The following is a 21,791-nucleotide window of genomic DNA, read 5'->3' on the forward strand; positions in this document are numbered from 1 at the left end:
GCCCGACCGGAGCCGAGGTGCTGGCGAAAAGTCACATTCTGTAGCACTCGCCGGAAACCCACAACGGAAATAAAGGCGGCCCCAGCCGCCCCACAACGCAGCACAACGCAGCACAACGCCGCAAGCGCCGCGTAAGCCGGCTGCGTCACCGCAGCCGCGCGCCGTTCAGGACGGGCGCGCCATCTGGCAGGTCGTCGGCTGCTGCGCCTGTTCGGCCGGGATCTGGCGCACCACCCGGAAGCCATAGCCCGAGCCTTCCACGTCGAACTTCACGCCGGGCGTTCCCTGCTTCTGCATCACCCCTACCACCAGCGCCTGCTGGAACTGGTGGTCGGCGGCGCGCATGCTGCCCGCCTGGCCGCTGAGCTGCACGCTGGCCTTCTCCATCTGGCGTGCCACGGCTACCGCATCGGTGCTGCCGGCGCGCTCGATCGACTGCGCCAGCGCCTCGACCATGAGCTGCATGCGCATGTGGACATAGTCATCGGCCGGATGAGGGAAGCGGTCGCGGAAGGACCGGTAGAAGCCCTCGCTCTGCGCGCCTGGCACGTTGGGCAGCCAGTCGGCCACGGCCACGACCTTGCCCACCCCGGCGTCGCCCAGCGCGGCCGGCGCACCCAGCGCATTGCCGTAGAAGGTGTAGAACATGCCGTCGTAGCCGACCTCCCGCGCGGCCTTGACCAGCAGCGTCAGGTCGTTGCCCCAGTTGCCGGTGATGACGGCCTGGGCGCCGCTGGCCTTGATCTTGACGGCGTAGGGAGCGAAGTCCTTCACGCGGCCCACCGGGTGCAGTTCATCGCCCACCACGGCCACGTCGGGGCGCTGGGCGCCCAGCTGCTTGCGGGCTTCGCGCAGCACGGCCTGGCCGAAGCTGTAGTCCTGGCCGATGAGGTACACGCGCTGCAGCGCCTTGTCGCCCTGAATGACGCCCATCAGCGCGGCCATGCGCATGTCGGCATGGGCATCGAAGCGGAAGTGCCAGAAGCTGCACTTCTCGTTGGTCAGGATGGGATCGACAGCGGAGTAGTTGAGGAACACCACCCGCTTGCCCGGCTCGCGTTCGTTGTGCTTGTTGATGGCTTCGATCAGCACGGCCGCCGTCGCGGACGAATTGCCCTGCAGCACGAAACGTGCACCGTCATCGATGGCGGCGCGCAGCGCGGACAGAGCTTCCTCGTTCTGCCCCTTGCTGTCGAAGCGGGTGAGCAGCAGCGGGCGCACCCCGCCCGCGCTGGCCGGCAGGGCCACGCCGCCGCGCGCATTGACGCGCTCCATCGCCCAGGCCACGTTGCGAAAAACGGCCTCGCCGGTGTTGGCGAACGGCCCGGACAGGCTCTCGATCAGCGCCACCTTGATGGGCGTGCCGGCCGGAGCGGCCTGGGCGCGTACGGAGGGAGCGGCCACCAGGGCCGAAGCGGTCAACAAGACCATGGCGCAGGCCTTCCAGGCCTGGCGTCGTGCGAAAGCAATCATTCACTGATCCAAAAGAAAGCCGGCGTTCCGTAAGAACCTGTTCTAAGGACCGACGGCGGGGGATTTCCGGGTGGCGCGCAGTGTAGCCGTGCGTGCCCAGCGGCCCTGCCCGGTGCCGAGGGGATCGGCTTGCCCGCGGCAAGGCCCTGCCGCGAGCCTCTGCAGACAGACGCGGAGCCTGCCTCCAGCACCCAGCGCCCGGCCAGTTGCGGCCCGTGGCCCGCGCTGTCTGCCGCCCGCCCCCTTCTGACTTACTGCGGGGCGGGGGGCTGCGGCGGCTCGTTGTCCGCGGGGTCCACGGCCTCGCGCTCCTCCAGCGGCGCCGGGCGCGCCACCATGGGCGTCGCGGCATCGGCCCGGGCCATGGGCTGGGCACTGGGCGGGCGCACGTAGCGGTCGAAGAGCTGGAAGAAGCGGTCGTAGAAGCGCGCGTCGGTGACGGTCTCGCTGCCCACCTTGACCAGCGTGTCGTCGGTGGCGGACACGGGCAGGGACACCGAGCCCAGCACCCCGACGCCGAGAGAGGCCGAGTTGTTGATCTTCTTGATCACGTACCGATCCTGGAGGGCACTGGCGAAGGCGGCCGTGCGCTCCTGATCAGTGCCTTCCGCGGCACACACCACGCGCATCTCGACCTCGTAGTGCGTGTCGCTCGTGGGCTGGAAGTATTTGCGGCCCGTGACCAGTTCGGCCGTGGCAGTGTTCACCAGGTAGCCCTGGCTGAGCAACGCGCGGCGGGCGGCTTCACAGGCCTGCGCTTGCGGGGCACTGATGTGGCGCGTGTGCATGCTCACGCTGTCGAAGTCGTCGGGGTCGAAGCGCACCTTGCGCTCCAGGCTGGGCATGGAGTCGGAGACGCTGGAGCAGCCCGCCAGCAGCACCGCGCACAGCAGCAAGGCCAGGGCGGATCCCGAAGAAGAACGGAGTCGATTCATGGCAGTCAGCAATCAGGAAAGGGGCGGGGCATGGGGCGCACCCCGAACAGCGCCATTGTGACCCGGCGGCATGCCCCCATTTGGTTCGGTGGGACATTGGAGGTGGGCCTGGCCGGCAGGTTCACCCCGAGATGAAGCAGGCCAGGCCCCGGCCGGGCCCACCCCTCCTCGGACTGGGTACTTTTCACGCATTCGGCGGCATCGAAAAAAAGCCTCTTGAAATGTTTGCAGGCAATCGCATGTTGGATGCAAGCGGCAAACATCCCTGGCAAAAGTTGCCAACGGCCGCGAATCATCATCATCAGGAGTTAACCATGATCTTCGCCCCCGTGATCCACCGTGCCGCTTTTTCCGCCCCCCGTGCTGCCGATCTGGCCGTCCAGCGGTTCCTGCACAACACCCTGGCCTCCCCTGCCGCTCCTGGCTACAGCGCCACCCAGGATGACAAGTCCGTAACCCTGCAGCTGGATGTGCCCGGCCTGTCGCGTGAGCAGCTTCAGCTCACCATCGAAGGCAACCAGGTCCGCCTGAACAGCGTCGAGGGCGCGCCCCGCCAGGTCCAGCGTGCCTGGGAACTGGCCGACGAGATCGACGTGGCTGCCAGCTCGGCCAAGCTGGAGAACGGTGTGCTGACGCTGACGCTCGCCAAGATTGTGCCTGTCAGCAAGGCTGCGCAGCTGGCCATCCAGTAAGCGCCTCGCGTCCCGCCTCCGCCGCCAAATCAGTGGCGCCGAGACAGGACCTGCAAAGAGCAAGGGCTGCCGGATGGCAGCCCTTTTCTTTTTTCCGAAAGCGGCAGCGAAGGTGGAAACGCCCGTGCCGCAACGGCGTCAGGCCGCCTGCAGCAGGCTGTCCAGCGGCCAGCGCGGCTTCACGTCGAACGCGTAGTCGCGGTTGGGTTGCTGCTGGCCGGCCTGCAGCCGCATGGCCGCCGCCATGGCGATCATGGCGCCGTTGTCGGTGCACAGGTGCAGCTCGGGGTAGTGCACACGCACCTGCAAGCGGGCGCAGGCGGCGTCCAGCTGGGCGCGCAGCAGGCGGTTGGCACCCACGCCCCCGGCCACCACCACGCGGCGCAGCCCCGTGTCCTTCAGCGCCGCCAGCGTCTTCTTGACCAGCACTTCCACGATGGCCGCCTGCGTGCTGGCCGCCAGATCGGCCTTGCGGGCCTCCAGTTCGTCGCCCAGTTTCTTCGCCTGGGTGAGCACGGCCGTCTTCAGGCCCGCAAAGGAAAAGTCGAGGTTGCCGCTGTGCAGCAAGGGGCGCGGCAGCTTGAACGCGGTCGCATCGCCCTGCTCCGCCAGCCGCGACAGGGCCGGCCCGCCCGGGTAGCCCAGCCCCATCAGCTTGGCCGACTTGTCGAACGCCTCGCCCGCGGCGTCGTCGATGGTTTCGCCCAGCAGCGCATATTGGCCCACGCCGTCCACGCGCATGAGCTGCGTGTGTCCGCCAGAGACCAGCAGCGCGACGAAGGGAAACTCAGGCGGGTCCGCACTCAAAAAGGGCGACAGCAGGTGGCCCTCCAGGTGGTGCACGCCGAGCACGGGGCGGTCCAGCGCCGCGCCGAGGGCGCAGGCCACTCCTGCTCCCACCAACAGTGCGCCGGCCAGGCCGGGGCCGCGGGTATAGGCCACCACATCGACATCGCCCAGCGAGCGCCCGGACTCGGCCAGCACCGCCTCGGTGAGGGGGAGCACGCGCCGGATGTGGTCGCGGCTGGCCAGCTCAGGCACCACGCCACCGTAGGCCTGGTGCATCTCGATCTGGCTGTGCAGCGCGTGGGCCACCAGTGTCGGCACGGCCTGCGGCGTGGTGGACTCCACCAGGGCCACGCCGGTTTCGTCGCAGGACGATTCGATTCCGAGGATCAGCAAACTCATTCCCGGGAGTTTATGCGGGTGGCGCCCCGTCCGGGCGCCCTGGGCAGCAGCAGCCCCGCGGCGGGTACAGGCTTGGACACCCGGCCGGACCGGCCGCGCCGTAGCCTGCCGCGCCTACCAGCGGTCGGAGCGCATGCGCAGCTCCCAGTTGCCGCCGCGCAGCCCGTACACGCCCACCGCTCCGTAGCGCTGCTCCCCCTTGTCGTCCCAGGTCATGGAACCGGTCACCGGCGCGTAGCCGTTGAGCTGGTGCAGCGCGGCGGTGATGTCGCCGGGCTGGGCCGAGCCGGCGCGCTTGATGGCGGCAGACAGCACGTACATCGCGTCGTAGCTGTAATGGCCGCCATAGGCTGGCGGCTTCTTGAAGGCGGCCAGGTACTTCTCCAGAAACTGCCGGCCGGTGACGAACTCGCGCGCCTCCAGCACGGGCGAGGTGGCATAGATGGCATCCACCATGCCCTGGCCCTTGGCCATGTCCGTGGTCTTGATGGTGTCGCCCCCCAGGATCGACACGCGCGTGTGGCCGACCTTGCGCAACGCTTCCATCAGGGCCACCACCTGGAAGTCGTTCAGCGTGGTGACGATCACCCCGACCTGCGCGGCCTGCAACGCGGCGGCCAGGGCGTCGAACTGGGTGGTGCGGTCGTCGAACGACTGGCGCACCTGCACGGTCTTCTTTTCAGCCGCCAACTGCTGGGCGGCGCCGTCCGCCAGGCCCTTGCCGTAAGGCGTGCCGTCGTCCAGCACGGCATAGCGGTCAGTGGCCAGCTGCGTGGCGGCGAACGAGCCCATGGCCTTCGCCTGCAGCGTGTCGTTGGCCACCAGCCGGAACGTGGTGGGCAAACCCAGCTCCGTGAAGCGCGGGTTGGTCGAGATGGCCAGCTGGGCGACCTGCGCTGCACCGTAGATGGGCGCCGCCTCGATGCTGACGCCCGAGTTGAGGTGGCCGATGACCGCGATCACGCCGGCATCAACCAACTGCTGCGCTGCGGCCTTGCCCGAGGCTGCATCCGCACGGTCGTCCTGCGCCACCACTTCCAGCTTGACGCGCTTGCCGTCCACCACGAAGCCGGCCTGGTTCAGCTCGTCCACGGCCAGGGTGACGCCGTTGAGCAGGTCCTGCCCCAGCGCCGCGAGGTTGCCGGACAGCGGCTGGGCCACGCCGATCTTGAGGGTGTCGGGCACCTTGCTGCAGCCCGCCATGAGCCAGGCCGCCGCCAGTGCGGCGAGGGCCCCGCGGCCAAGGTTCCGATACCGATCCAAGCGCTTTGACATCTTCGACACTCCGTCTTGTAGAAATGAGAGGCTCCCGGTCCGCCGGGACCCGCAGCGACGGATCGCGGCGGGCACGCTGCCGAAGGGCACGGCGATGGGTATGGAAGCTCCCGATCCGATAGCAAGAATCAGCCCAGGAGCCTTTAGAACATGTTGACGATCTCCCAGGGGTTGCGCAGCGGTGCGGGCGGGATGGGATGCAAGGCGCGGTGCGCAGTGGATAGCTCGGCTATCCACCAGCGCCGCAACGCTGCAGACCGCCCGCCCACACCGCTGCCCTTCGGGTTGAAGCGAAATCGGGCGATTGAACGCCCCGGCTGCTTGCATGGGCACGAGCCCATGCGGCGCACCCGCAGCCTCCACTCATCCCGATTGCGCTCCAACGCGACCCCTACGAGATCGTCAACACGTTCTTAGGCGTATTTCTTGCTTCCACAGGCTCCCATGACCGAACCCCTGCGCATCGTGGTGGTGGCCCCCGACCTGGCCTTCACCGACCCGGACGACGAGCACGCCCTGCTTCAGGCAGAGCGTTCGCGGGCCCTGCGGATCGGCCTGCTGGAGAACCACTTCAACCTGGTCGCGACGCTGCCGGGCGATGTCTTTCTGGGCGAGCGGCTGGCGCAGCTGCAGCCGGACCTGGTCATCGTCGACGCCGAGAGCGAGGCGCGCGACGCGCTGGAGCACGTGGTGCTGGCCACCCGCGACGCGCGCCGGCCCATCGTGATGTTCACGAACGACGAGGACACCTCCCACGTGCGCGACGCCGTGGCCGCGGGCGTGACGGCGTACATCGTCGCGGGCCTGGCGCCGCAGCGCATCCGGCCGATCCTGGAAGTGGCAATGGCGCGCTTCCAGCACGAGCAGTCGCTGCGCGCCGAACTGGCCGACGCGCGCTCCGAGCTCAAGGACCGCAAGACCATCGACCGCGCCAAGGGCCTGCTGATGCAGCGCCAGGGCCTGACCGAACAGGCGGCCTATGAAAAACTGCGCAAGACAGCCATGGACAAGGGCCTGAAGCTGGTGGACGTGGCGCAGCGCATGCTGGACGTGGCCGACCTGCTGGGCTGAGCCTGCGCATCGACCGCGCTGCACCATGGTGCGGCGCACCATGTCCGCGCCACCGCTCTGGCAGGCGCACAACGCGGGTGCGCCGGCCCGCAAGTGCCAGGCACCCGCCGTGCGCGCGGCGCCCGCCGGCTGGATAGCGATTCAAACAGCCCGCGACACCCGAATCACAAGCGCCTGCAGCTATTATTTCAATAGTAGTTAGCAGCCCAGCACAAGCTGGCACACCGCTTGCATCAGGGCTGGCAGACCCTCAGGGGTCAGCGGTGTGCCCTCTTCAACGACGAAGCGGGCCATCCCCCAGGACAAAGGCGTCCCCACCCGTGCCAGGCAGCAGTCCGCTGTTGCCAGCCCGGCGTGAGGACGCCTTTTTTGTTTGTCGTTTCCCTCTCCTGTTTCGAGGACGCCCCATGACCGATCTGTTGAAAACCAGCCTCAACCGCCGCACCGTGCTCCAGGCCGCCGGCGTCGGTGCCGTCGGCATCAGCCCGGCACTGCGCGCTCTGGTCCATGCCCAGGGGTCCGACGCGCCCGAGAAGAAGGAAGTCAAGATCGGCTTCATTCCGCTGACCGACTGCGCCAGCGTGGTGATGGCGTCTGTACTGGGCATCGACCAGAAGTACGGCGTGAAGATCATTCCCAGCAAGGAAGCGAGCTGGGCCGGCGTGCGCGACAAACTGGTCAACGGCGAGCTGGACTTCGCCCACGTGCTCTACGGCCTGGTGTACGGCGTGCACCTGGGCGTGGGCGGCCCCAAGAAGGACATGGCCGTGCTGATGAACCTGAACCAGAACGGCCAGGCCATCTCGCTGAGCAAGAAGCTGGCGGACAAGGGTGCGATCAACGGCCCCACGCTCGCCAAGCTGATGGCCACCGAGAAGCGGGAATACACCTTCGCCCAGACCTTCCCCACCGGCACGCACGCCATGTGGCTCTATTACTGGCTGGCCGCCAACGGGATCGATCCGATGAAGGACGCCAAGGTCATCACCGTGCCGCCACCGCAGATGGTGGCCAACATGCGCGTGGGCAACATGGACGGCTTCTGCGTGGGCGAGCCCTGGAACCACCGCGCCATCATGGACGGCATCGGCATCACGGCCACCACCACGCAGGCGATCTGGAAGGACCACCCCGAGAAGGTGCTGGGCACCACGTCGGAGTTCGTGCAGAAATACCCCAACACGGCCCGCGCCGTGACCGCCGCCATCCTGGAAGCCGGCCGCTGGATCGACGAAGGCCTGGCCAACAAGAGCAAGATGGCCGAAACCATCGCCGGCAAGGCCTACGTGAACACCAGCGTGGACGCGATCAACCAGCGCATCCTGGGCCGCTACCAAGACGGCCTGGGCAAGACCTGGGACGACCCCGACCACATGAAGTTCTACAACGGCGGCGCGGCCAACTTCCCGTACCTGTCCGACGGCATGTGGTTCCTGACCCAGCACAAGCGCTGGGGCCTGCTCAAGGACCACCCCGACTACTTGGGCGTGGCCAAGTCCATCAACCGCATCGACCTGTACAAGCAGGCCGCCACCGCCGCCAAGGTGCCGTTGCCGTCCAGCGAAATGCGCACCGCCAAGCTGGTGGACGGCGTGGTGTGGGACGGCAAGGAGCCGAAGAAGTACGCCGACGGCTTCAAGGTGAAGGCCTGACGGCCCCTGCCGACGCCGCCCCGCGCCCCCACCGCCCTCTTGCCAACGCACCCGGAGCCCACCATGGTCAGTGCCGTCTTCCATTCGCCCCGCGACCCCGCGCCTGCGGCCGCAGCCCCCGCTGCAACTGCCGCATCGCCCGCTATCGCAAACATAGCTGCCAGCGCTTACCCAGTAAGCTCCAAAGGCCAAAATGACTCTCAGTTTGCGGTCGCCCCGTCCAAGCCGCCGCGCGACTGGGCCGCGCTCTCGCGCAGCTTCTGGCTGGCCGTGCTGCCGCCGCTGTGCGGCCTGGGCCTGCTGATCGGCGTGTGGGCCATCGTCTCGGCCACCACCGGCCAGAGCATTCCCGGCCCGGTCGAGACCTGGGCACAGGCCGTGGAGATCTTCAGCAACCCGTTCTACCGCAACGGCCCCAACGACCAGGGCGTGGGCTGGAACGTGCTCATGAGCCTGGAGCGCGTGGCCGTGGGCTTCGGGCTGGCGGCGGTGGTGGGCATTCCGGCGGGCTTCGTGATCGGCCGGTTCGCCTTCCTGTCGCGCATGTTCAACCCGCTCATCAGCCTGCTGCGCCCCGTGTCGCCGCTGGCCTGGCTGCCCATCGGCCTGCTGGTGTTCAAGGGCGCCAACCCGGCCGCCATCTGGACCATCTTCATCTGCTCGATCTGGCCCATGGTCATCAACACCGCCGTAGGCGTGCAGCGCGTGCCGCAGGACTACATGAACGTGGCCCGCGTGCTCAACCTCTCCGAATGGAAGATCGCCACCACCATCCTGTTCCCCGCCGTGCTGCCCTACATGCTGACCGGCGTGCGCCTGGCCGTGGGCACGGCATGGCTGGTGATCGTGGCGGCCGAGATGCTGACCGGCGGCGTGGGCATCGGCTTCTGGGTGTGGGACGAGTGGAACAACCTCAACGTCAAGAACATCCTGATCGCGATCTTCGTCATCGGCATCGTCGGGCTGCTGCTCGAATGGGCCCTCGTCAAGCTGGCCACGGCCTTCACATTCGAAGAGGTGAAATCATGAGCACTGCACCCAAGTTCATCGAAGTCCAGGGCGTCGCCCAGACCTTCAAGACCACCAAGGGCCTGTTTCCCGCCCTGCGCGACATCCACCTCACCATCGCCAAGGGTGAGTTCGTGGCCCTCATCGGCCACTCGGGCTGCGGCAAGAGCACGCTGCTGAACCTGATCGCAGGGCTTACCGTACCCACCTCGGGCGTGCTGATCTGCGCCAACAAGGAGATCACCGGCCCCGGGCCGGAGCGCGCGGTGGTCTTCCAGAACCACTCGCTGCTGCCCTGGCTCACCTGTTTCGACAACGTGTACCTGGCCGTGGAACGCGTCTTCGGCCGGCGCGAAACCAAGCCCCAGCTGCGCACGCGCACCGACGCAGCCCTGGCCCTGGTCGGCCTCACCCACGCCGCGCAGAAGCGCCCCGGCGAGATCTCGGGCGGCATGAAGCAGCGGGTGGGCATCGCCCGCGCCCTGTCGATGGAACCGCAGGTGCTGCTCATGGACGAGCCCTTCGGCGCGCTGGATGCCCTCACCCGCGCCAAGCTGCAGGACGAGCTGCTGGAGATCGTTGCGCGCACGCAAAGCACCGTGGTGATGGTCACGCACGATGTGGACGAAGCGGTGCTGCTGTCCGACAAGATCGTGATGATGACCAACGGCCCCGCCGCCACCATCGGCGAGGTCCTGGATGTCGGCATTGCCCGCCCGCGCAACCGCGTGCAGCTGGCCGAAGACCCGCGCTACCTGCAGTGCCGCAAGGCCGTGATCGACTTCCTGTACACGCGCAAGGGGCACGTCGAGAAGGCCGCCTGACCCGGCTGCGCCCGGGCGGATGGAGGCACGGCAGCGCCAACACCGGGTGCCAGCCCACGGCGCACGCCCTTCGCACCCCCGGTCTGCCGGGGCCGCCTGGCGCCGGGGCTTCGTCAAGGGCCGTGAAAGGCCGTGACACGGGGCAGCGGGTCAGCGCCCTGTCACCGGCCGCCGCCCGTGATGTACTGCTCCATCTGCTCGATGATGAACTGCTGCTCCGACATGATGTTCTTCACCAGGTCGCCGATGGACAGCAGCCCCACGAGCTGGCCGTCTTCGACCACCGGGAGGTGGCGCAGGCGGTTCTCGGTCATCAGCGCCATGCACTGCTCGCTGCTCTGCGCGGGCCGCACGAAGCGCACGGCGCGCGTCATCACGTCGCCCACCGGCGTATCGCCCGACGAACGCCCTTGCAGCGCCACTTTGCGAGCATAGTCGCGCTCGGTGAAGATGCCGGCGATCTGGTCGCCCTGCAGCACAAGCAGCGCGCCGATGCCCTTATCGGCCATCAGCCGCAAGGCCGTCAGCACGGTGTCCTGCGGCCCCACGGAAAAGACCTGCGCATGGGGTTTGGTCTTGAGAATCTCGGCAACTGTGGTCATGGCACCTCCCGGGCGGTTGAATGGACAGCGGGCCGCTCCGGCCCGCGCCGCACCTGCCCCGCATCCCCTTCTGTCGGTCTCTGATGGCAGGGCAGACGGCACGGCAGCGGCGAAGCGCGGCACGGCCCCAAGCGAGCAGGCCCGCCGGCACAGTGTCCGCCGAACCCGGGCGTTTGCGCAACCGCCCGCCTGGCCCGGAACGCCCCTGCCCTGCGGTGGGGGTTTCCTCTTGTTGCAAAGACCGGGCGCCGCCCGTTCACGAGTCGCTCACCGCCACACCGCGGCCGGAACCGCACCGCTGCATGTCGGACGCGCGAGGCTCAGGCGCTCCCGACGGAAGGCTGCGCGCTGCCTGTGTGGCTGGCGGTCTTCATCGATTTGCGCAGGGCCACCGCGTCGGGCACTGGGGCCCTGGCCCCGCCGTCGATGCGGAACACCTGGACCGTTTCGGTCACGGTCTGCGCCTGGGCCTGCAGTTGCAGGGCCAGGCCGGCGCTGTGCTCCACCAGGGCCGCGTTCTGCTGCGTGATGGTGTCCAGGTGCGCCACGGCGGTGTTTACCTGCGAGATGCCGGTCAGCTGCTCGTTGGCTGCACTGTGGATCTCGCCGATGAGCACGCCCACGTTGCGCACCAGTTCCAGCGACTCGGCCATGGTGGCCTGCGCGCCGTCGGTCTTGCGGTGCCCATCCTGCACCTTGGCGGCCGAGTCGTCGATGAGCGCGCGGATCTCCTTGGCCGCGTTCAACGTGCGGTGCGACAGGCTGCGCACCTCGGTGGCCACCACGGCGAAGCCCCGGCCCTGCTCGCCCGCACGGGCCGCTTCCACTGCGGCGTTCAGCGCCAGGATGTTGGTCTGGAAGGCGATGGAGTCGATCAGCTGCGTGATCTCGCCGATGCGCCCCGACGCCGCCTGGATCTGCTGCATGGTGGCGGCAACGCTGTTCACCGCGTCGCTGGTGCGCTCGGCCACATCGGTGGCCCGGGTGGCGAGTTGGGTGGCCTGGCGGGCGGACTCGGCCGTGAGCTTGACGGTGCCGGTGATCTCCTCCATCGAGGCCGCGGTCTGCTCCAGGTTGCTGGCCTGGGTCTCGGTGCGGGCCGACAGGTCGCGGTTGCCGGTAGCGATCTCCTGGGTGGCCGCGCGCATCTTTTCGCTTTCCTGGCGCGCATCGCGCACGATGGACAGCAGGTTCACGTTCAGCTGGCTCAAGGCTTTCTGCAGGTCGCCCACCACGTCCGCCCGCGTCACGCCCAGCGCCTGGGTCAGGTCGCCCGCGGCCATGCGGTTGGCGGCCAGCACCATCTGGCGCAGCGGCAGCACTGCCGAACGGTAGACATAGCCGGTGGCGAGCAGCGTCACGCAGGCCACGGCGATCCAGGCCGCCACGGCAGCGAGCGTGCCGGCACTGCCGCCGGCCCAGGCAGCCAGCAGCGCGGCGGCAAAGACCGCGCCGAATCCCAGCGCCACCTTGCCGCCCAACCCCACGCTCAACAGCTCGGCCAGCTGCCCCGCCGCCGTGCGCCGCACCACGCGCCCGGCACGCAGCACGTGGACCGGCCGCCCGGCCTCCTTCTCGGCCCGCATGCGGGCGTACAGCGCGTCCGAGGCCTGGATCTGTGCGCGCGTGGCCTCGGTACGCACCGACATGTAGCCGACCGGTCGGCCCGCCTCCATCAGCGGCGTGACGTTGGCCATCACCCAGTAGAAATCGCCATTCTTGCGCCGGTTCTTCACGGCCGCGGACCACGGCAGGCCGCTGGAAATGGTGTCCCACATGTCCCGGAACGCCTCTTCCGGCATGTCGGGATGGCGGATCATGTTGTGCGGCTGGCCGAGCAGGTCTTCGCGCTCGTAGCCGCTCACCTCGATGAACATGGGATTGCAGTAGATGATGCGCCCCTTGAGGTCGGTGGTGGACACGAGCGTCTCACCCTGGGGGAAAGCATATTCCTGCGTGCTGACGGGAAGATTCACGCGCATAGGGGAGAGCCTTTCGATCTGTCCAGGGGCCTGAGGCGGGCGGCAGCCCGCGGCGGAGGTCGGCGAATGCGTTACACCATGTTATGACAAGGGACTTCTGTTGCAAACAGGATTTTTGCGAACAGCCGCTGCGCCGGATCGCTGGCCCGCCAAGACCGGGCGCCTGGGGACTGTTGCGCCTTACTTCGACGCCCAAGATCGCCCTGACGTCTCGCTGACATAGGGGGGCGCCCGGCCGCCTATCCAGGGAATCGGTTCAGAGCTCCAGGCGAAAGCCGACGCCGTAGACCGCTCGGATGGGATCGCAATGCGGGTCGACCTGCTCCAGCTTGCGGCGCAGGTTGCGGATGTGGCTGTCCACCACCCGGTCGGAGACCACGCGGTGATCGTCGTGCAGGCGGGTGAGCAGCACATCGCGCGAGAACACATGGCCGGGCATGGCGGCCAAGGTCTTGAGCAGCCTGAACTCCACCGGCGTCAGGTCCAGCAGCACGCCCTGGAAGTAGGCGCGGTAGCTTTCCACATCCACCCGCAGCACGGGCACCACCGGGCCCGGCGCCGGAGCGCGGCGGCTGCGGCGCAGGATGGCCTTGACCCGGGCGACGATCTCGCGCGGGCTGAACGGGGTCTTGCAGATGTAGTCGTCGGCGCCGCACTCCAGACCGGCCAGGCGGTCGGCCTCTTCCACGCGTGCCGTGAGCATGACGACGGGCACGTCGCTGAAGCCGCGGATCTCTCGACACAGCTCCAGGCCGTCTCGGCCGGGTAGCATGACATCCAGCAGCACTAGGTCGGGCGCCTGTTCTCGTACGAAGGGCACGACGGCGGTGCCATCGGTCAGGCCATGGGCTTGGTAGCCCGCGGCCTTGAGGTAGTCCATGACCAGCGCAGCGAGTTTGGGCTCGTCTTCCACGACGAGGATGCGTGCGGCCGGCATCGCGGCGGTGGAGGTGGAGGTGGTCTCCGTCATGGATCGGCCCCTGGCAACGGCTGCGGCGGCAACACCGGAAAGTGCATGGCCACGCCCAGGCCGCCCAGCGGCGAGGGCCCGGCCTCGATCCGGCCGTGGTGAGCCTCGACGATGCGGCGGCTGATGGACAGGCCCAGTCCGGCCCCGCCGCTGGCGCGGCTGCGCGAGGCCTCGACCCGGTAGAAGCGGTCAAAAAGCCGCGGCAGATGCTCGGCCGCCACGCCAGGCGGCGAGTCGGAGAAACGCACGACGATCCAGTCGCCCTCGCGCTGGGCCTCGATGCGCAGCGTGCCGCCCCGGTCCGTGTAGCGCACGGCGTTCTCCAGCAGGTTGCCGAACAGCTGGTGCAGTCGCCGCGCATCGCCCGACATCACCAGCGCCTGGGCCGCAAGCCGCATCTCCAGCGCGACTCCGGCCTCGGCCAGGCGCGGCCGGAAGGTCGCCGCGCTGGCCTGCAGCAGCTCAGCGACGTCCAGCGGCGTGTGCAGGTAGGTCATTGCGCCAGCCTCGGCCAGTGACAGGTCGTACAGGTCGCTCACCAGCTTGTTGAGCGTGGCCACCTCGGCCTGCAGCGACTGGATGGAGGCCCGGGTGAGCGGGCGTACCCCGTCCTCCATGGCCTCCAGCTCGCCGTTGAGCACGCCCAGGGGCGTGCGCAGTTCGTGCGAGATGTCGGCCATGAAGTCACGCCGCATCTGCTCGTTGCGCTCCAGTGCCAGTGCCAGGCGATTGAAGTCGCTGGCGAGCTGGCCCACCTCGTCGCGCGAGGGCACCTCCACGCGGATGGCATAGTCGCCCGCCGCCAGGCGGTGCGTGGCCGCCGCCACTTGGCGCAGGGGCCGCAGCAGGGTGCGCGCCGCCCACAGCGCGATCAGCGCAGCCAGCACCACCGAAACCGCGCCCATGGTCCAGCTGGCGCGGTACTGGCTGCGCTCGAAGCGCACGTCGCCCGCGGCGCTCACGCTCTCGAACGGCATGGTGGTGATCCAACCGACGACACGCCCTTGCACCTCCAGGGGCCAGCGGTGGGCCGAAGGGCGGAAGTCGGCATAGCCCACGACGAACTGCTGGTCGGCGTCCAGCAGCGTGGAGCGCAGTCCCGCCCCGGTCAGGTCAGAAGCCAGCGGCGTGGCGCTGGGGGGGGCGCCATCGGCCGGCCCCACGGCAGCAGCCTGGCGCAGCAGCTTGAACCAGCGGGAGCGGTCGTTGCGCAGGAAGTCCCAACTCGCGCCGTTCTCCAGATAGGCTTCGACGAAGCGCGGCCGGGCGGACTGCAGCCGCTCGGCGGCCAGTTCGTTCAGGTAGCCGAGGAAGCCCCGGCTGAAGCTCCACTGCGCGGCCACGCCCATGGCCACCACCACGAAGACGGCGGTGGTCAGCACGGCCAGGAAGAGCTTGGCCGTGATACCGGGTTTGATGCGATGCCAGAACGAGGACACAGGGGACACAATCGGTGCGCGCCAGCCTGGCACACCCTGTGCAAGGCCGTCCGGCAGCGGAATGCGCCGGTCGCGCCGTCTTATTACATCACCCGCGTCGCGCTGCACGCGCCATGGCCCAGGCCGGCCAGGGGACCTCCCATGTTTCTTCAAGATTCAGGCCCAGAATGTTCGCCATAACAAGGATCGCGCCCGCACATGAATCCCACCCGCTGTGACCGCCTGCCCCTGAACCGCCCTGCCTTGACGCCTTCCTGCCCGACCACTGTTCCCCCCGGCCGCAGCCGCACCGGCCTGCGCCTGGCAGCCGCCGCGCTGCTCGCCCTGGCCGCCGCGGCCTGTTCAGACAAGTCAGCCCAGCAGCCGGCGCCGCGCGCGCCCGCCACCGTGGGCATGGTCACACTGCAGCCGGAGCGGCAGACCGTCACGACCGAGCTGCCGGGCCGCACCAGTGCGTTCCTCACCGCGGAAATCCGTCCCCAGGTGGGCGGCATCGTGCAGAAGCGCCTGTTCACCGAGGGGGCCGACGTCAAGGCCGAACAGGTGCTCTACCAGATCGACCCGGCCAGCTTCCAGGTGGCCCTGGCCAGCGCCGAGGCGGCGCTGGAAAAGGCGCGCGCCACCCTGGGCACCACCGAAACGAATGCCCGCCGCAACGCCGAGCTGGTGAAGATCGATGCCATCAGCCGCCAGGTCTTCGACGAGAGCCAGGCCGCCGCCGTGCAGGCGCGCTCCGATGTGGCCGTGGCCCGCGCCAACCTCGACACGGCGCGCATCAACCTCGGCTACACCGCCATCAAGGCGCCCATCAGCGGCCGCTCCTCCACCTCCACCGTCACGCCCGGCGCGCTGGTCACCGCCAACCAGACGACCGCCCTGACCACCATCACGCAGAACGATCCGCTGTACGTGGACGTGACCCAGTCCAGCACCGAGGTGCTGCGGCTCAAGAACGAGATGGCCCGCGGCCGCTTCCAGCGCGTGGGCAATGCCGAGGCGCGCATCACGATCAAGCTCGAGGATGGCAGCGACTATGCCCACCCCGGCCGGCTCCAGTTCAGCGGCGTCAGCGTGAACCCCACCACCGGCGCCATCACGCTGCGCGCGATCGTGCCCAACCCCGATGGCCTGCTGATGCCGGGCATGTACGTGCGCGCCGTGCTGCAGGCCGGAGTGAACGAACAGACACTGCTGGTGCCCCAGCAGTCCGTCACCCGCGACGCGGCAGGCAACCCCAGCGTGCTGCTGGTCACGGCCGACGGCAACAAGCTCGAGCGCCGCCGCATCACCACGGGCGCCGCCGTGGGCAGCCGCTGGGAGGTCGTCTCGGGCCTGGCCGCGGGCGACCGCGTGCTGGTGGACGGCGCGCAGCGCGCCCGGGCGGGCGATACGGTCAACCCCGTGCCCTGGCAACCAGCCCCCAACAAGGCCGCCAACGGCAGTGCGGCCCCGTCGGGCGCGCCGGCAGCTGCGGCATCCGTCCCCGCTTCGGCCCCCGCCAGCGCTGCACGCTGAAGGGCCCGCGCCATGGCCCAGTTCTTCATCAACCGCCCCGTGTTCGCGTGGGTGCTGTCCATCGTCATCATGCTGGCGGGGGGCATGTCCATCTACACGCTGCCGCTGGAGCAGTATCCCGAGATCGCGCCGCCGCGCGTGACGCTCAACACCACCTACACCGGCGCCTCGGCCGAGACGGTGGAAAACTCCGTCACGCAGGTGATCGAGCAGCAGCTCAAGGGCCTGGACCGGCTGCTCTACATGAGCTCCACCAGCGACTCCGCCGGCCGCTCGCGCACGACCCTCACCTTCGCCCCCGGCGCCAACATCGACGTGGCCCAGGTGCAGGCGCAGAACAAGCTGCAGGGCGCCGTCAACCGGCTGCCCGACGCGGTGAAGAGCCGCGGCGTGTTCGTCAACAAGGGCGGGCAGGACTACCTGGTGACCTATGTGTTCACCTCGCCCGACCCGAGCGTGTCGCAGGTGACCATCGGCGACTACCTCACCAGCAACGTGGTGGACGTGATCGCCCGCGTGGACGGCGTGGGCGACGTGACGGTGTTCGGTACCAACTACGCCATGCGCATCTGGATGGACCCGGCCAAGCTCGAGAAATATGCGCTGATGCCCACCGACCTGACGACGGCGCTCAATGCCCAGAACGTGCAGGTCTCCGCCGGCCAGCTCGGCCAGTTGCCCGCCGTGGGCAACCAGATGCTGAACGCCACGATCACCGCCCGCACGAAGCTGCAGACGCCCCAGGAGTTCCGCAACATCGTGCTCAAGTCGGCCACGGATGGCTCCGTGGTCACCATGGGCGACGTGGCCACCGTGGCACTCGATGCCGACAGCCTCACCGTCCGCTCCATCCTCAACGGCCAGCCCGGGGCCGGCCTGGGCATCGTTCTGGCCGATGGCGCCAACGCCATGGAAGTGGCCGACAACGTCGCCAAGAAGATCGCCGAGCTGGCCCCCTTCTTCCCCGACGGCATCACCGGCTTCGTCAGCTCGGACTCCACCCCGTTCGTGCGCTCCTCGATCGAGGAAGTGGTGAAAACGCTGGTGGAGGCCATGCTGCTCGTCACGCTGGTGATGTTCATCTTCCTGCAGAACCTCCGCGCCACGCTGATCCCCGCCATCGCGGTGCCGGTGGTGCTGCTCGGCACCTTCGGCGTGCTGTCGGCCATGGGCTACTCGATCAACATGCTGACCATGTTCGCCATGGTGCTGGCCATCGGCCTGCTGGTGGACGATGCCATCGTGGTGGTGGAGAACGTCGAGCGCGTGATGAACGAGGAAGGTCTGTCGGCCAAGGAGGCCACGCGCAAATCCATGGCCGAGATCACGCCGGCGCTGGTGGGCATCGGGCTCACGCTGTCGGCGGTGTTCGTGCCCATGGCGTTCTTCGGCGGCTCCGTGGGGGTGATCTACCGCCAGTTCTCGGTGACCATCGTCGCGGCCATGGCGCTGTCGGTGTTCGTGGCGCTCACGCTCACGCCCGCGCTGTGCGCCACGCTGCTCAAGCCCACGCCCCACCACCGGCACGACGCCGCACCGCGCGCGGGCGTGCTGGGCTGGGTGGACCGGTTCTTCCACTGGTTCAACCACCATTTCGACAAGAACGCGGGCCGCTACCAGAGCACGGTGGGCAAGCTGCTCAAGCGCACAGGGCGCATGGGAGTCCTCTTCGCCGTCATCGTGGGCGCCGTGGCCTTCATGTTCCACCGCCTGCCCACCTCGTTCCTGCCGAACGAGGACCAGGGCTTCGTGCGCGCCATCGTCACTTTGCCCTCCGGCGCCACCGACAAGCGCCTGATGGAGGTGATGGACCAGCTGCGCCTCTATTTCGAAGGCGTGCCCGAAGTGGTCAGCGTGAATGCCATCCTCGGCAACAACGGCAACCAGAGCTCGGGGTCGGTCTTCATCCGGCTCAAGCCGTGGGCGGACCGCCCGCTGCGCAGCCAGTCGGCCGAAGCGATCGCGAGCAAGGCCACCAAGGACCTCACCCGCATCCGCGACGCACGCATCTTCGTCACCCTGCCCCCCGCCGTGCGCGGGCTGGGCTCCAACGCGGGCATCAACTTCGTGCTAAAGGACCTGAACGGTCTGGGACACGATGCGCTGGTGAAGGCCAAGGACGACTTCATCGCCGCCACGCGTAACAAGCCGCAGCTGACCAACGTGCGCACCACCAATTTCGACGACACGGCCGAGCTGCGCGTGGTGGTGGACGACCGCAAGGCCTCCGCGCTGGGCCTGTCGCTGGCCGACGTGAACAGCACGCTGTCGAGCGCGATGGGCGGCAGCTACGTGAACGACTTCATCCACCAGGGCCGCGTCAAGCGTGTGTACATCCAGGGCGATGCGCCCTACCGCATGCTGCCGCAGGACATCGCGCAATGGTCGGTGCGCAACAAGAACGGCGAGATGGTGCGCTTCTCGGCCTTCTCCACCGTCACCTGGGCCAGCGGATCGCCGCAGCTCATGCGCTACAACGGCAGCCCTGCGCTGGAGATGGAGGCCGAAACACCCCAAGGCACCAGCTCGGGTGCGGCCATGGCGGCGGTGGAAGAGATCATGAAGACCATGCCGGCAGGCATCGGCATCGAATGGACCGGTGCCTCGCTGCAGGAGCGCCAGTCGGGCTCGCAGGCACCGCTGCTGTACGCCATCTCCATCCTGTTCGTGTTCCTGTGCCTGGCCGCGCTGTACGAGAGCTGGAGCGTGCCGGTGTCGGTGATGCTGGCCGTGCCGCTGGGCGTGATCGGCGCGCTGGTGGCCACCTACACGCGCGGCATGGCCAACGACGTCTACTTCCAGGTGGGCCTGCTCACCACCGTGGGGCTGGCGTCGAAGAACGCCATCCTGATCGTCGAGTTCGCCGTGCAGCTGCAGGAGCGCGGCATACAGTTGGTCGACGCCACGCTGCAGGCCGTGCGCATGCGGCTGCGACCCATTCTGATGACCTCACTGGCCTTCGGCTTCGGCGTGCTGCCGCTGGCCATCGGCACGGGCGCGGGCGCCGGCGGGCGCCAGGCCATCGGCACCTCGGTGCTGGGCGGCATGGTGTTCTCCACGCTGCTGGGCATCTTCTTCGTGCCGGTGTTCTTCCTGATCGTGCGCCGGCTGTTCGACCGCGGCGCCCGCAGCGACCACAGCGGCGGTGCGAACGGCCATCCGCCGCCCGCCCCGGCCTCGCACCCACCCGCACCGGAGGGCTCGGCATGAGCGCCCCCACCGTGAACCCTTCCGTTTCCGCCCCTGCCCGCTATCGCACGCTGCTGCTGGCGCCGGCCCTCGCGCTGGCCGGCTGCATGTCGCTGGCGCCGGACTACCAGGCGCCCGCCCTGCCCGTGCCGCCTACGCTGCCGGCAACGCCATCGTCCGCACCGGCACCCACGGATGCGGCCGCCCTGTCCGTGGCCGAAGGCCCCATCGCCTGGCGCGACTTCGTGCAGGAGCCGCGGCTGCGCGCGCTGATCGCGCTCTCGCTGGAGAGCAACCGCGACCTGCGCGTGGCCGTGCTCGCCATCGAACGCGGCCGGGCGCAGTACGGCGTGAGCCGGGCGGATCTGCTGCCGAGCGTGAACGCCACCGGCGCCGGCTCGCGCAGCCGCACGGCGGACGACCTGACTGCCGCGGGCCGCTCCAACACCGGCAGCCAGTACAACGCACAACTGGGCTTCACCAGCTACGAGATCGACTTCTGGGGCCGCGTGCGCAACCTGAACGAGGCCGCGCTGCAGGAGTTCTTGCGCGCCGCGGACAGCCGCCGTGCCGTGCAGCTGGGCCTGGTGACCGACGTGGCCAACGCCTGGCTCACGCTGGACGCCGACGCCCGGCGGCTGCAGCTGGCGCGCGAGACGCTGCGCACCCGCCAGCAGTCGCTGGACCTCACCCGCCGCAGCTACGAGCTGGGCGCGACCTCCGGCCTCACGCTGGCGCAGACGCAGACCTCGGTGGACAGCGCCCGCGTGGACGTGGCCACCTTCAGCGCCCAGGTGGCACGCGACCGCAATGCCCTGCAGCTGCTGGCCGGCGCGCCCGTACCCGCGTCCCTGCTGCCGGCCAGCGTGGCCGCGCTGCAGGCGGCCGAGACCGCCGACACCCGCGATGCGCGGGCCGACAGTCCCGCGCTGGTGCCGCCCGCGCCCGCCACCGCCTTGCTCGCCGTGCCGGCGGAGCTGCCGTCCACCGTGCTGCTGCGCCGCCCCGACGTGGGCGCGGCCGAGCGCACGCTGCGCGGCAGCTATGCCAGCATCGGCGCGGCGCGCGCGGCGTTCTTTCCCAGCATCACGCTGACGGGGTCGGTGGGCACGGCCAGCGTTGCGCTGTCGGGCCTGTTCGACGGGGGCAATGGCACCTGGAGCTTTGCGCCGCAGATCCGCCTGCCGATCTTCGACGCCGGCCGCAACCAGGCCAACCTGCGCGTGGCCGAGGTGGCGCAGCAGACCGCCGTGGCGCAGTACGACAAGGCCATCCAGACCGCCTTCCGCGAGGTGGCCGACGCCCTGGCCGACCGCAGCACGGTGGACGAGCGGCTGGCGGCCCAGCGTTCGCTGCTCGATGCGACGCAGCGCGCGTTCGATATCTCGCAGGGCCGCTTCCGCCTGGGCGCCGACAGCTACCTGGCCGTGCTGGACGCGCAGCGCTCGCTGTACGCCGCGCAGCAGACGCTGATCACGCTGCAGCTGGCCGAGCAGGCCAACCGGATCACGCTGTACAAGGTGCTGGGCGGCCATTGGGCCGATGGCGCCGTGGACCGGGACGACGTGGGCCGTGCGCCGGCAGGTGGTGGAGCCGCTTCGGCGCCCTGAGAACGTGTTTACGATCTCCCAGGGGCCGCGCAGCGGCGTTTGCGGGAGGGGATGCAAAGCGCGGCGCGCAGTGGATAGCTCGGCTATCCACTGCGCGCCGCAACGCCGCAGACCGCCCGCAAACGCCACTGCCCGAAGGGTTGGAGCGAAATCGGGCGATTGAACGCCTCGAATGCTTGCATGGGTATGAGCCCGTGCGGCGCATCCGAGACATCCACTCATCCCGATTGCGCTCCAACGCGACCCCTGCGAGACCGTAAACACGTTCTGAGAGCGGCCCACCCCGCCCTGGCCCGCGCCGGGCCGGGCCAGGGGGCTGAGGGACCGCCAGCACCCCGGCCCCATTCCGCCTTCGGCCGCCCGCGC

General features: G+C 69.0%; 16 protein-coding genes. 8 read left to right on the forward strand and 8 right to left on the reverse strand.

The genetic code is table 11. The features are described 5' to 3' along the window. Positions 1–165 precede the first annotated feature (165 nt). Entirely contained in the window at positions 166–1,431 is a 1,266-nt protein-coding gene (locus tag QE399_RS17900) for a branched-chain amino acid ABC transporter substrate-binding protein (RefSeq protein WP_405043883.1), read from the reverse strand. 293 nt (positions 1,432–1,724) lie between these two features. Next, complete coding sequence (locus QE399_RS17905) at positions 1,725–2,408, reverse strand: DUF2242 domain-containing protein (RefSeq protein WP_309830858.1); 684 nt, start codon at positions 2,406–2,408, stop codon at positions 1,725–1,727. Between the two features lie 314 nt (positions 2,409–2,722). Here QE399_RS17905 and QE399_RS17910 point away from each other — a divergent pair, with 314 nt between their 5' ends. Continuing rightward, positions 2,723–3,100 carry an Hsp20/alpha crystallin family protein gene (locus QE399_RS17910; protein ID WP_309830861.1) on the forward strand — a complete coding sequence of 126 codons (378 nt, stop codon included), beginning with the start codon at positions 2,723–2,725 and terminating at the stop codon, positions 3,098–3,100. Positions 3,101–3,238: 138 nt separating this feature from the next. Here QE399_RS17910 and tsaD read toward each other — a convergent pair whose 3' ends face one another. Together tsaD and QE399_RS17920 are read right to left on the reverse strand one after the other, a co-directional pair. Continuing rightward, positions 3,239–4,288 carry a tRNA (adenosine(37)-N6)-threonylcarbamoyltransferase complex transferase subunit TsaD gene (gene tsaD / locus QE399_RS17915; RefSeq protein WP_309830863.1) on the reverse strand — a complete coding sequence of 350 codons (1,050 nt, stop codon included), beginning with the start codon at positions 4,286–4,288 and terminating at the stop codon, positions 3,239–3,241. 114 nt (positions 4,289–4,402) lie between these two features. Beyond that, the gene (locus QE399_RS17920) at positions 4,403–5,563 is read right to left on the reverse strand and encodes a branched-chain amino acid ABC transporter substrate-binding protein (RefSeq protein WP_309830865.1); all 1,161 of its coding nucleotides are present in this window, start codon (positions 5,561–5,563) and stop codon (positions 4,403–4,405) included. 444 nt (positions 5,564–6,007) lie between these two features. On the opposite strand from QE399_RS17920, the gene QE399_RS17925 reads away from it, so the two are divergent. The 4 genes from QE399_RS17925 to QE399_RS17940 all read left to right on the forward strand — a co-directional run bounded on the left by QE399_RS17925 (position 6,008) and on the right by QE399_RS17940 (position 10,118). Continuing rightward, the gene (locus QE399_RS17925) at positions 6,008–6,634 is read left to right on the forward strand and encodes an ANTAR domain-containing response regulator (RefSeq protein WP_309830867.1); all 627 of its coding nucleotides are present in this window, start codon (positions 6,008–6,010) and stop codon (positions 6,632–6,634) included. A gap of 407 nt (positions 6,635–7,041) precedes the next feature. Then, positions 7,042–8,286, forward strand: a complete 1,245-nt coding sequence (locus QE399_RS17930) for a CmpA/NrtA family ABC transporter substrate-binding protein (protein WP_309830869.1) — start codon at positions 7,042–7,044, stop codon at positions 8,284–8,286. A gap of 63 nt (positions 8,287–8,349) precedes the next feature. Continuing rightward, the gene (gene ntrB / locus QE399_RS17935) at positions 8,350–9,315 is read left to right on the forward strand and encodes a nitrate ABC transporter permease (RefSeq protein WP_309830871.1); all 966 of its coding nucleotides are present in this window, start codon (positions 8,350–8,352) and stop codon (positions 9,313–9,315) included. After that, positions 9,312–10,118, forward strand: coding sequence for an ABC transporter ATP-binding protein (locus QE399_RS17940; protein ID WP_309830873.1), 807 nt, complete (start codon positions 9,312–9,314; stop codon positions 10,116–10,118). Before ntrB ends, QE399_RS17940 begins: the two co-directional genes overlap by 4 nt. A gap of 161 nt (positions 10,119–10,279) precedes the next feature. Here the strand turns inward: QE399_RS17940 and QE399_RS17945 are convergent, their stop codons facing one another. The 4 genes from QE399_RS17945 to baeS all read right to left on the reverse strand — a co-directional run bounded on the left by QE399_RS17945 (position 10,280) and on the right by baeS (position 15,120). Beyond that, on the reverse strand, positions 10,280–10,720 hold the full coding sequence (locus tag QE399_RS17945) for a CBS domain-containing protein (protein ID WP_309830875.1): 441 nt from the start codon (positions 10,718–10,720) through the stop codon (positions 10,280–10,282). A gap of 320 nt (positions 10,721–11,040) precedes the next feature. Next, the gene (locus tag QE399_RS17950; RefSeq protein ID WP_309830876.1) at positions 11,041–12,702 is read right to left on the reverse strand and encodes a methyl-accepting chemotaxis protein; all 1,662 of its coding nucleotides are present in this window, start codon (positions 12,700–12,702) and stop codon (positions 11,041–11,043) included. Between the two features lie 256 nt (positions 12,703–12,958). Continuing rightward, complete coding sequence (locus QE399_RS17955) at positions 12,959–13,672, reverse strand: response regulator (protein WP_309830879.1); 714 nt, start codon at positions 13,670–13,672, stop codon at positions 12,959–12,961. Continuing rightward, positions 13,669–15,120, reverse strand: coding sequence for a sensor histidine kinase efflux regulator BaeS (gene baeS, locus QE399_RS17960; RefSeq protein WP_309830881.1), 1,452 nt, complete (start codon positions 15,118–15,120; stop codon positions 13,669–13,671). The genes QE399_RS17955 and baeS overlap by 4 nt, the downstream gene beginning before the upstream one ends. 189 nt (positions 15,121–15,309) lie before the next feature. On the opposite strand from baeS, the gene QE399_RS17965 reads away from it, so the two are divergent. From QE399_RS17965 to QE399_RS17975, 3 genes are read left to right on the forward strand one after another with little or no spacing between them, the layout of a single operon-like run. After that, positions 15,310–16,626 (forward strand): efflux RND transporter periplasmic adaptor subunit, encoded by a 1,317-nt coding sequence (locus tag QE399_RS17965; RefSeq protein WP_309830883.1) that lies wholly within the window; start codon positions 15,310–15,312, stop codon positions 16,624–16,626. 12 nt (positions 16,627–16,638) lie between these two features. Beyond that, entirely contained in the window at positions 16,639–19,836 is a 3,198-nt protein-coding gene (locus tag QE399_RS17970) for an efflux RND transporter permease subunit (RefSeq protein ID WP_309830885.1), read from the forward strand. Beyond that, the gene (locus QE399_RS17975; protein WP_309830889.1) at positions 19,833–21,425 is read left to right on the forward strand and encodes an efflux transporter outer membrane subunit; all 1,593 of its coding nucleotides are present in this window, start codon (positions 19,833–19,835) and stop codon (positions 21,423–21,425) included. Before QE399_RS17970 ends, QE399_RS17975 begins: the two co-directional genes overlap by 4 nt. Positions 21,426–21,791: the final 366 nt, after the last annotated feature.

This window comes from Paracidovorax wautersii (genome assembly GCF_031453675.1).
Taxonomy (GTDB): Bacteria; Pseudomonadota; Gammaproteobacteria; order Burkholderiales; family Burkholderiaceae_C; genus Paracidovorax.

Coding starts and splice junctions, on each gene's coding strand:
- QE399_RS17905 (WP_309830858.1), bottom strand. CDS start 2,408: ATGAATCGACTCCGTTCTTCTTCGGGATCCGCCCTGGCCTTGCTGCTG.
- QE399_RS17970 (WP_309830885.1), top strand. CDS start 16,639: ATGGCCCAGTTCTTCATCAACCGCCCCGTGTTCGCGTGGGTGCTGTCC.
- QE399_RS17910 (WP_309830861.1), top strand. CDS start 2,723: ATGATCTTCGCCCCCGTGATCCACCGTGCCGCTTTTTCCGCCCCCCGT.
- QE399_RS17940 (WP_309830873.1), top strand. CDS start 9,312: ATGAGCACTGCACCCAAGTTCATCGAAGTCCAGGGCGTCGCCCAGACC.
- QE399_RS17920 (WP_309830865.1), bottom strand. CDS start 5,563: ATGTCAAAGCGCTTGGATCGGTATCGGAACCTTGGCCGCGGGGCCCTC.
- QE399_RS17955 (WP_309830879.1), bottom strand. CDS start 13,672: ATGACGGAGACCACCTCCACCTCCACCGCCGCGATGCCGGCCGCACGC.
- QE399_RS17965 (WP_309830883.1), top strand. CDS start 15,310: ATGAATCCCACCCGCTGTGACCGCCTGCCCCTGAACCGCCCTGCCTTG.
- QE399_RS17975 (WP_309830889.1), top strand. CDS start 19,833: ATGAGCGCCCCCACCGTGAACCCTTCCGTTTCCGCCCCTGCCCGCTAT.
- QE399_RS17930 (WP_309830869.1), top strand. CDS start 7,042: ATGACCGATCTGTTGAAAACCAGCCTCAACCGCCGCACCGTGCTCCAG.
- tsaD (WP_309830863.1), bottom strand. CDS start 4,288: ATGAGTTTGCTGATCCTCGGAATCGAATCGTCCTGCGACGAAACCGGC.
- ntrB (WP_309830871.1), top strand. CDS start 8,350: ATGGTCAGTGCCGTCTTCCATTCGCCCCGCGACCCCGCGCCTGCGGCC.
- QE399_RS17900 (WP_405043883.1), bottom strand. CDS start 1,431: ATGGTCTTGTTGACCGCTTCGGCCCTGGTGGCCGCTCCCTCCGTACGC.
- QE399_RS17925 (WP_309830867.1), top strand. CDS start 6,008: ATGACCGAACCCCTGCGCATCGTGGTGGTGGCCCCCGACCTGGCCTTC.
- QE399_RS17950 (WP_309830876.1), bottom strand. CDS start 12,702: ATGCGCGTGAATCTTCCCGTCAGCACGCAGGAATATGCTTTCCCCCAG.
- QE399_RS17945 (WP_309830875.1), bottom strand. CDS start 10,720: ATGACCACAGTTGCCGAGATTCTCAAGACCAAACCCCATGCGCAGGTC.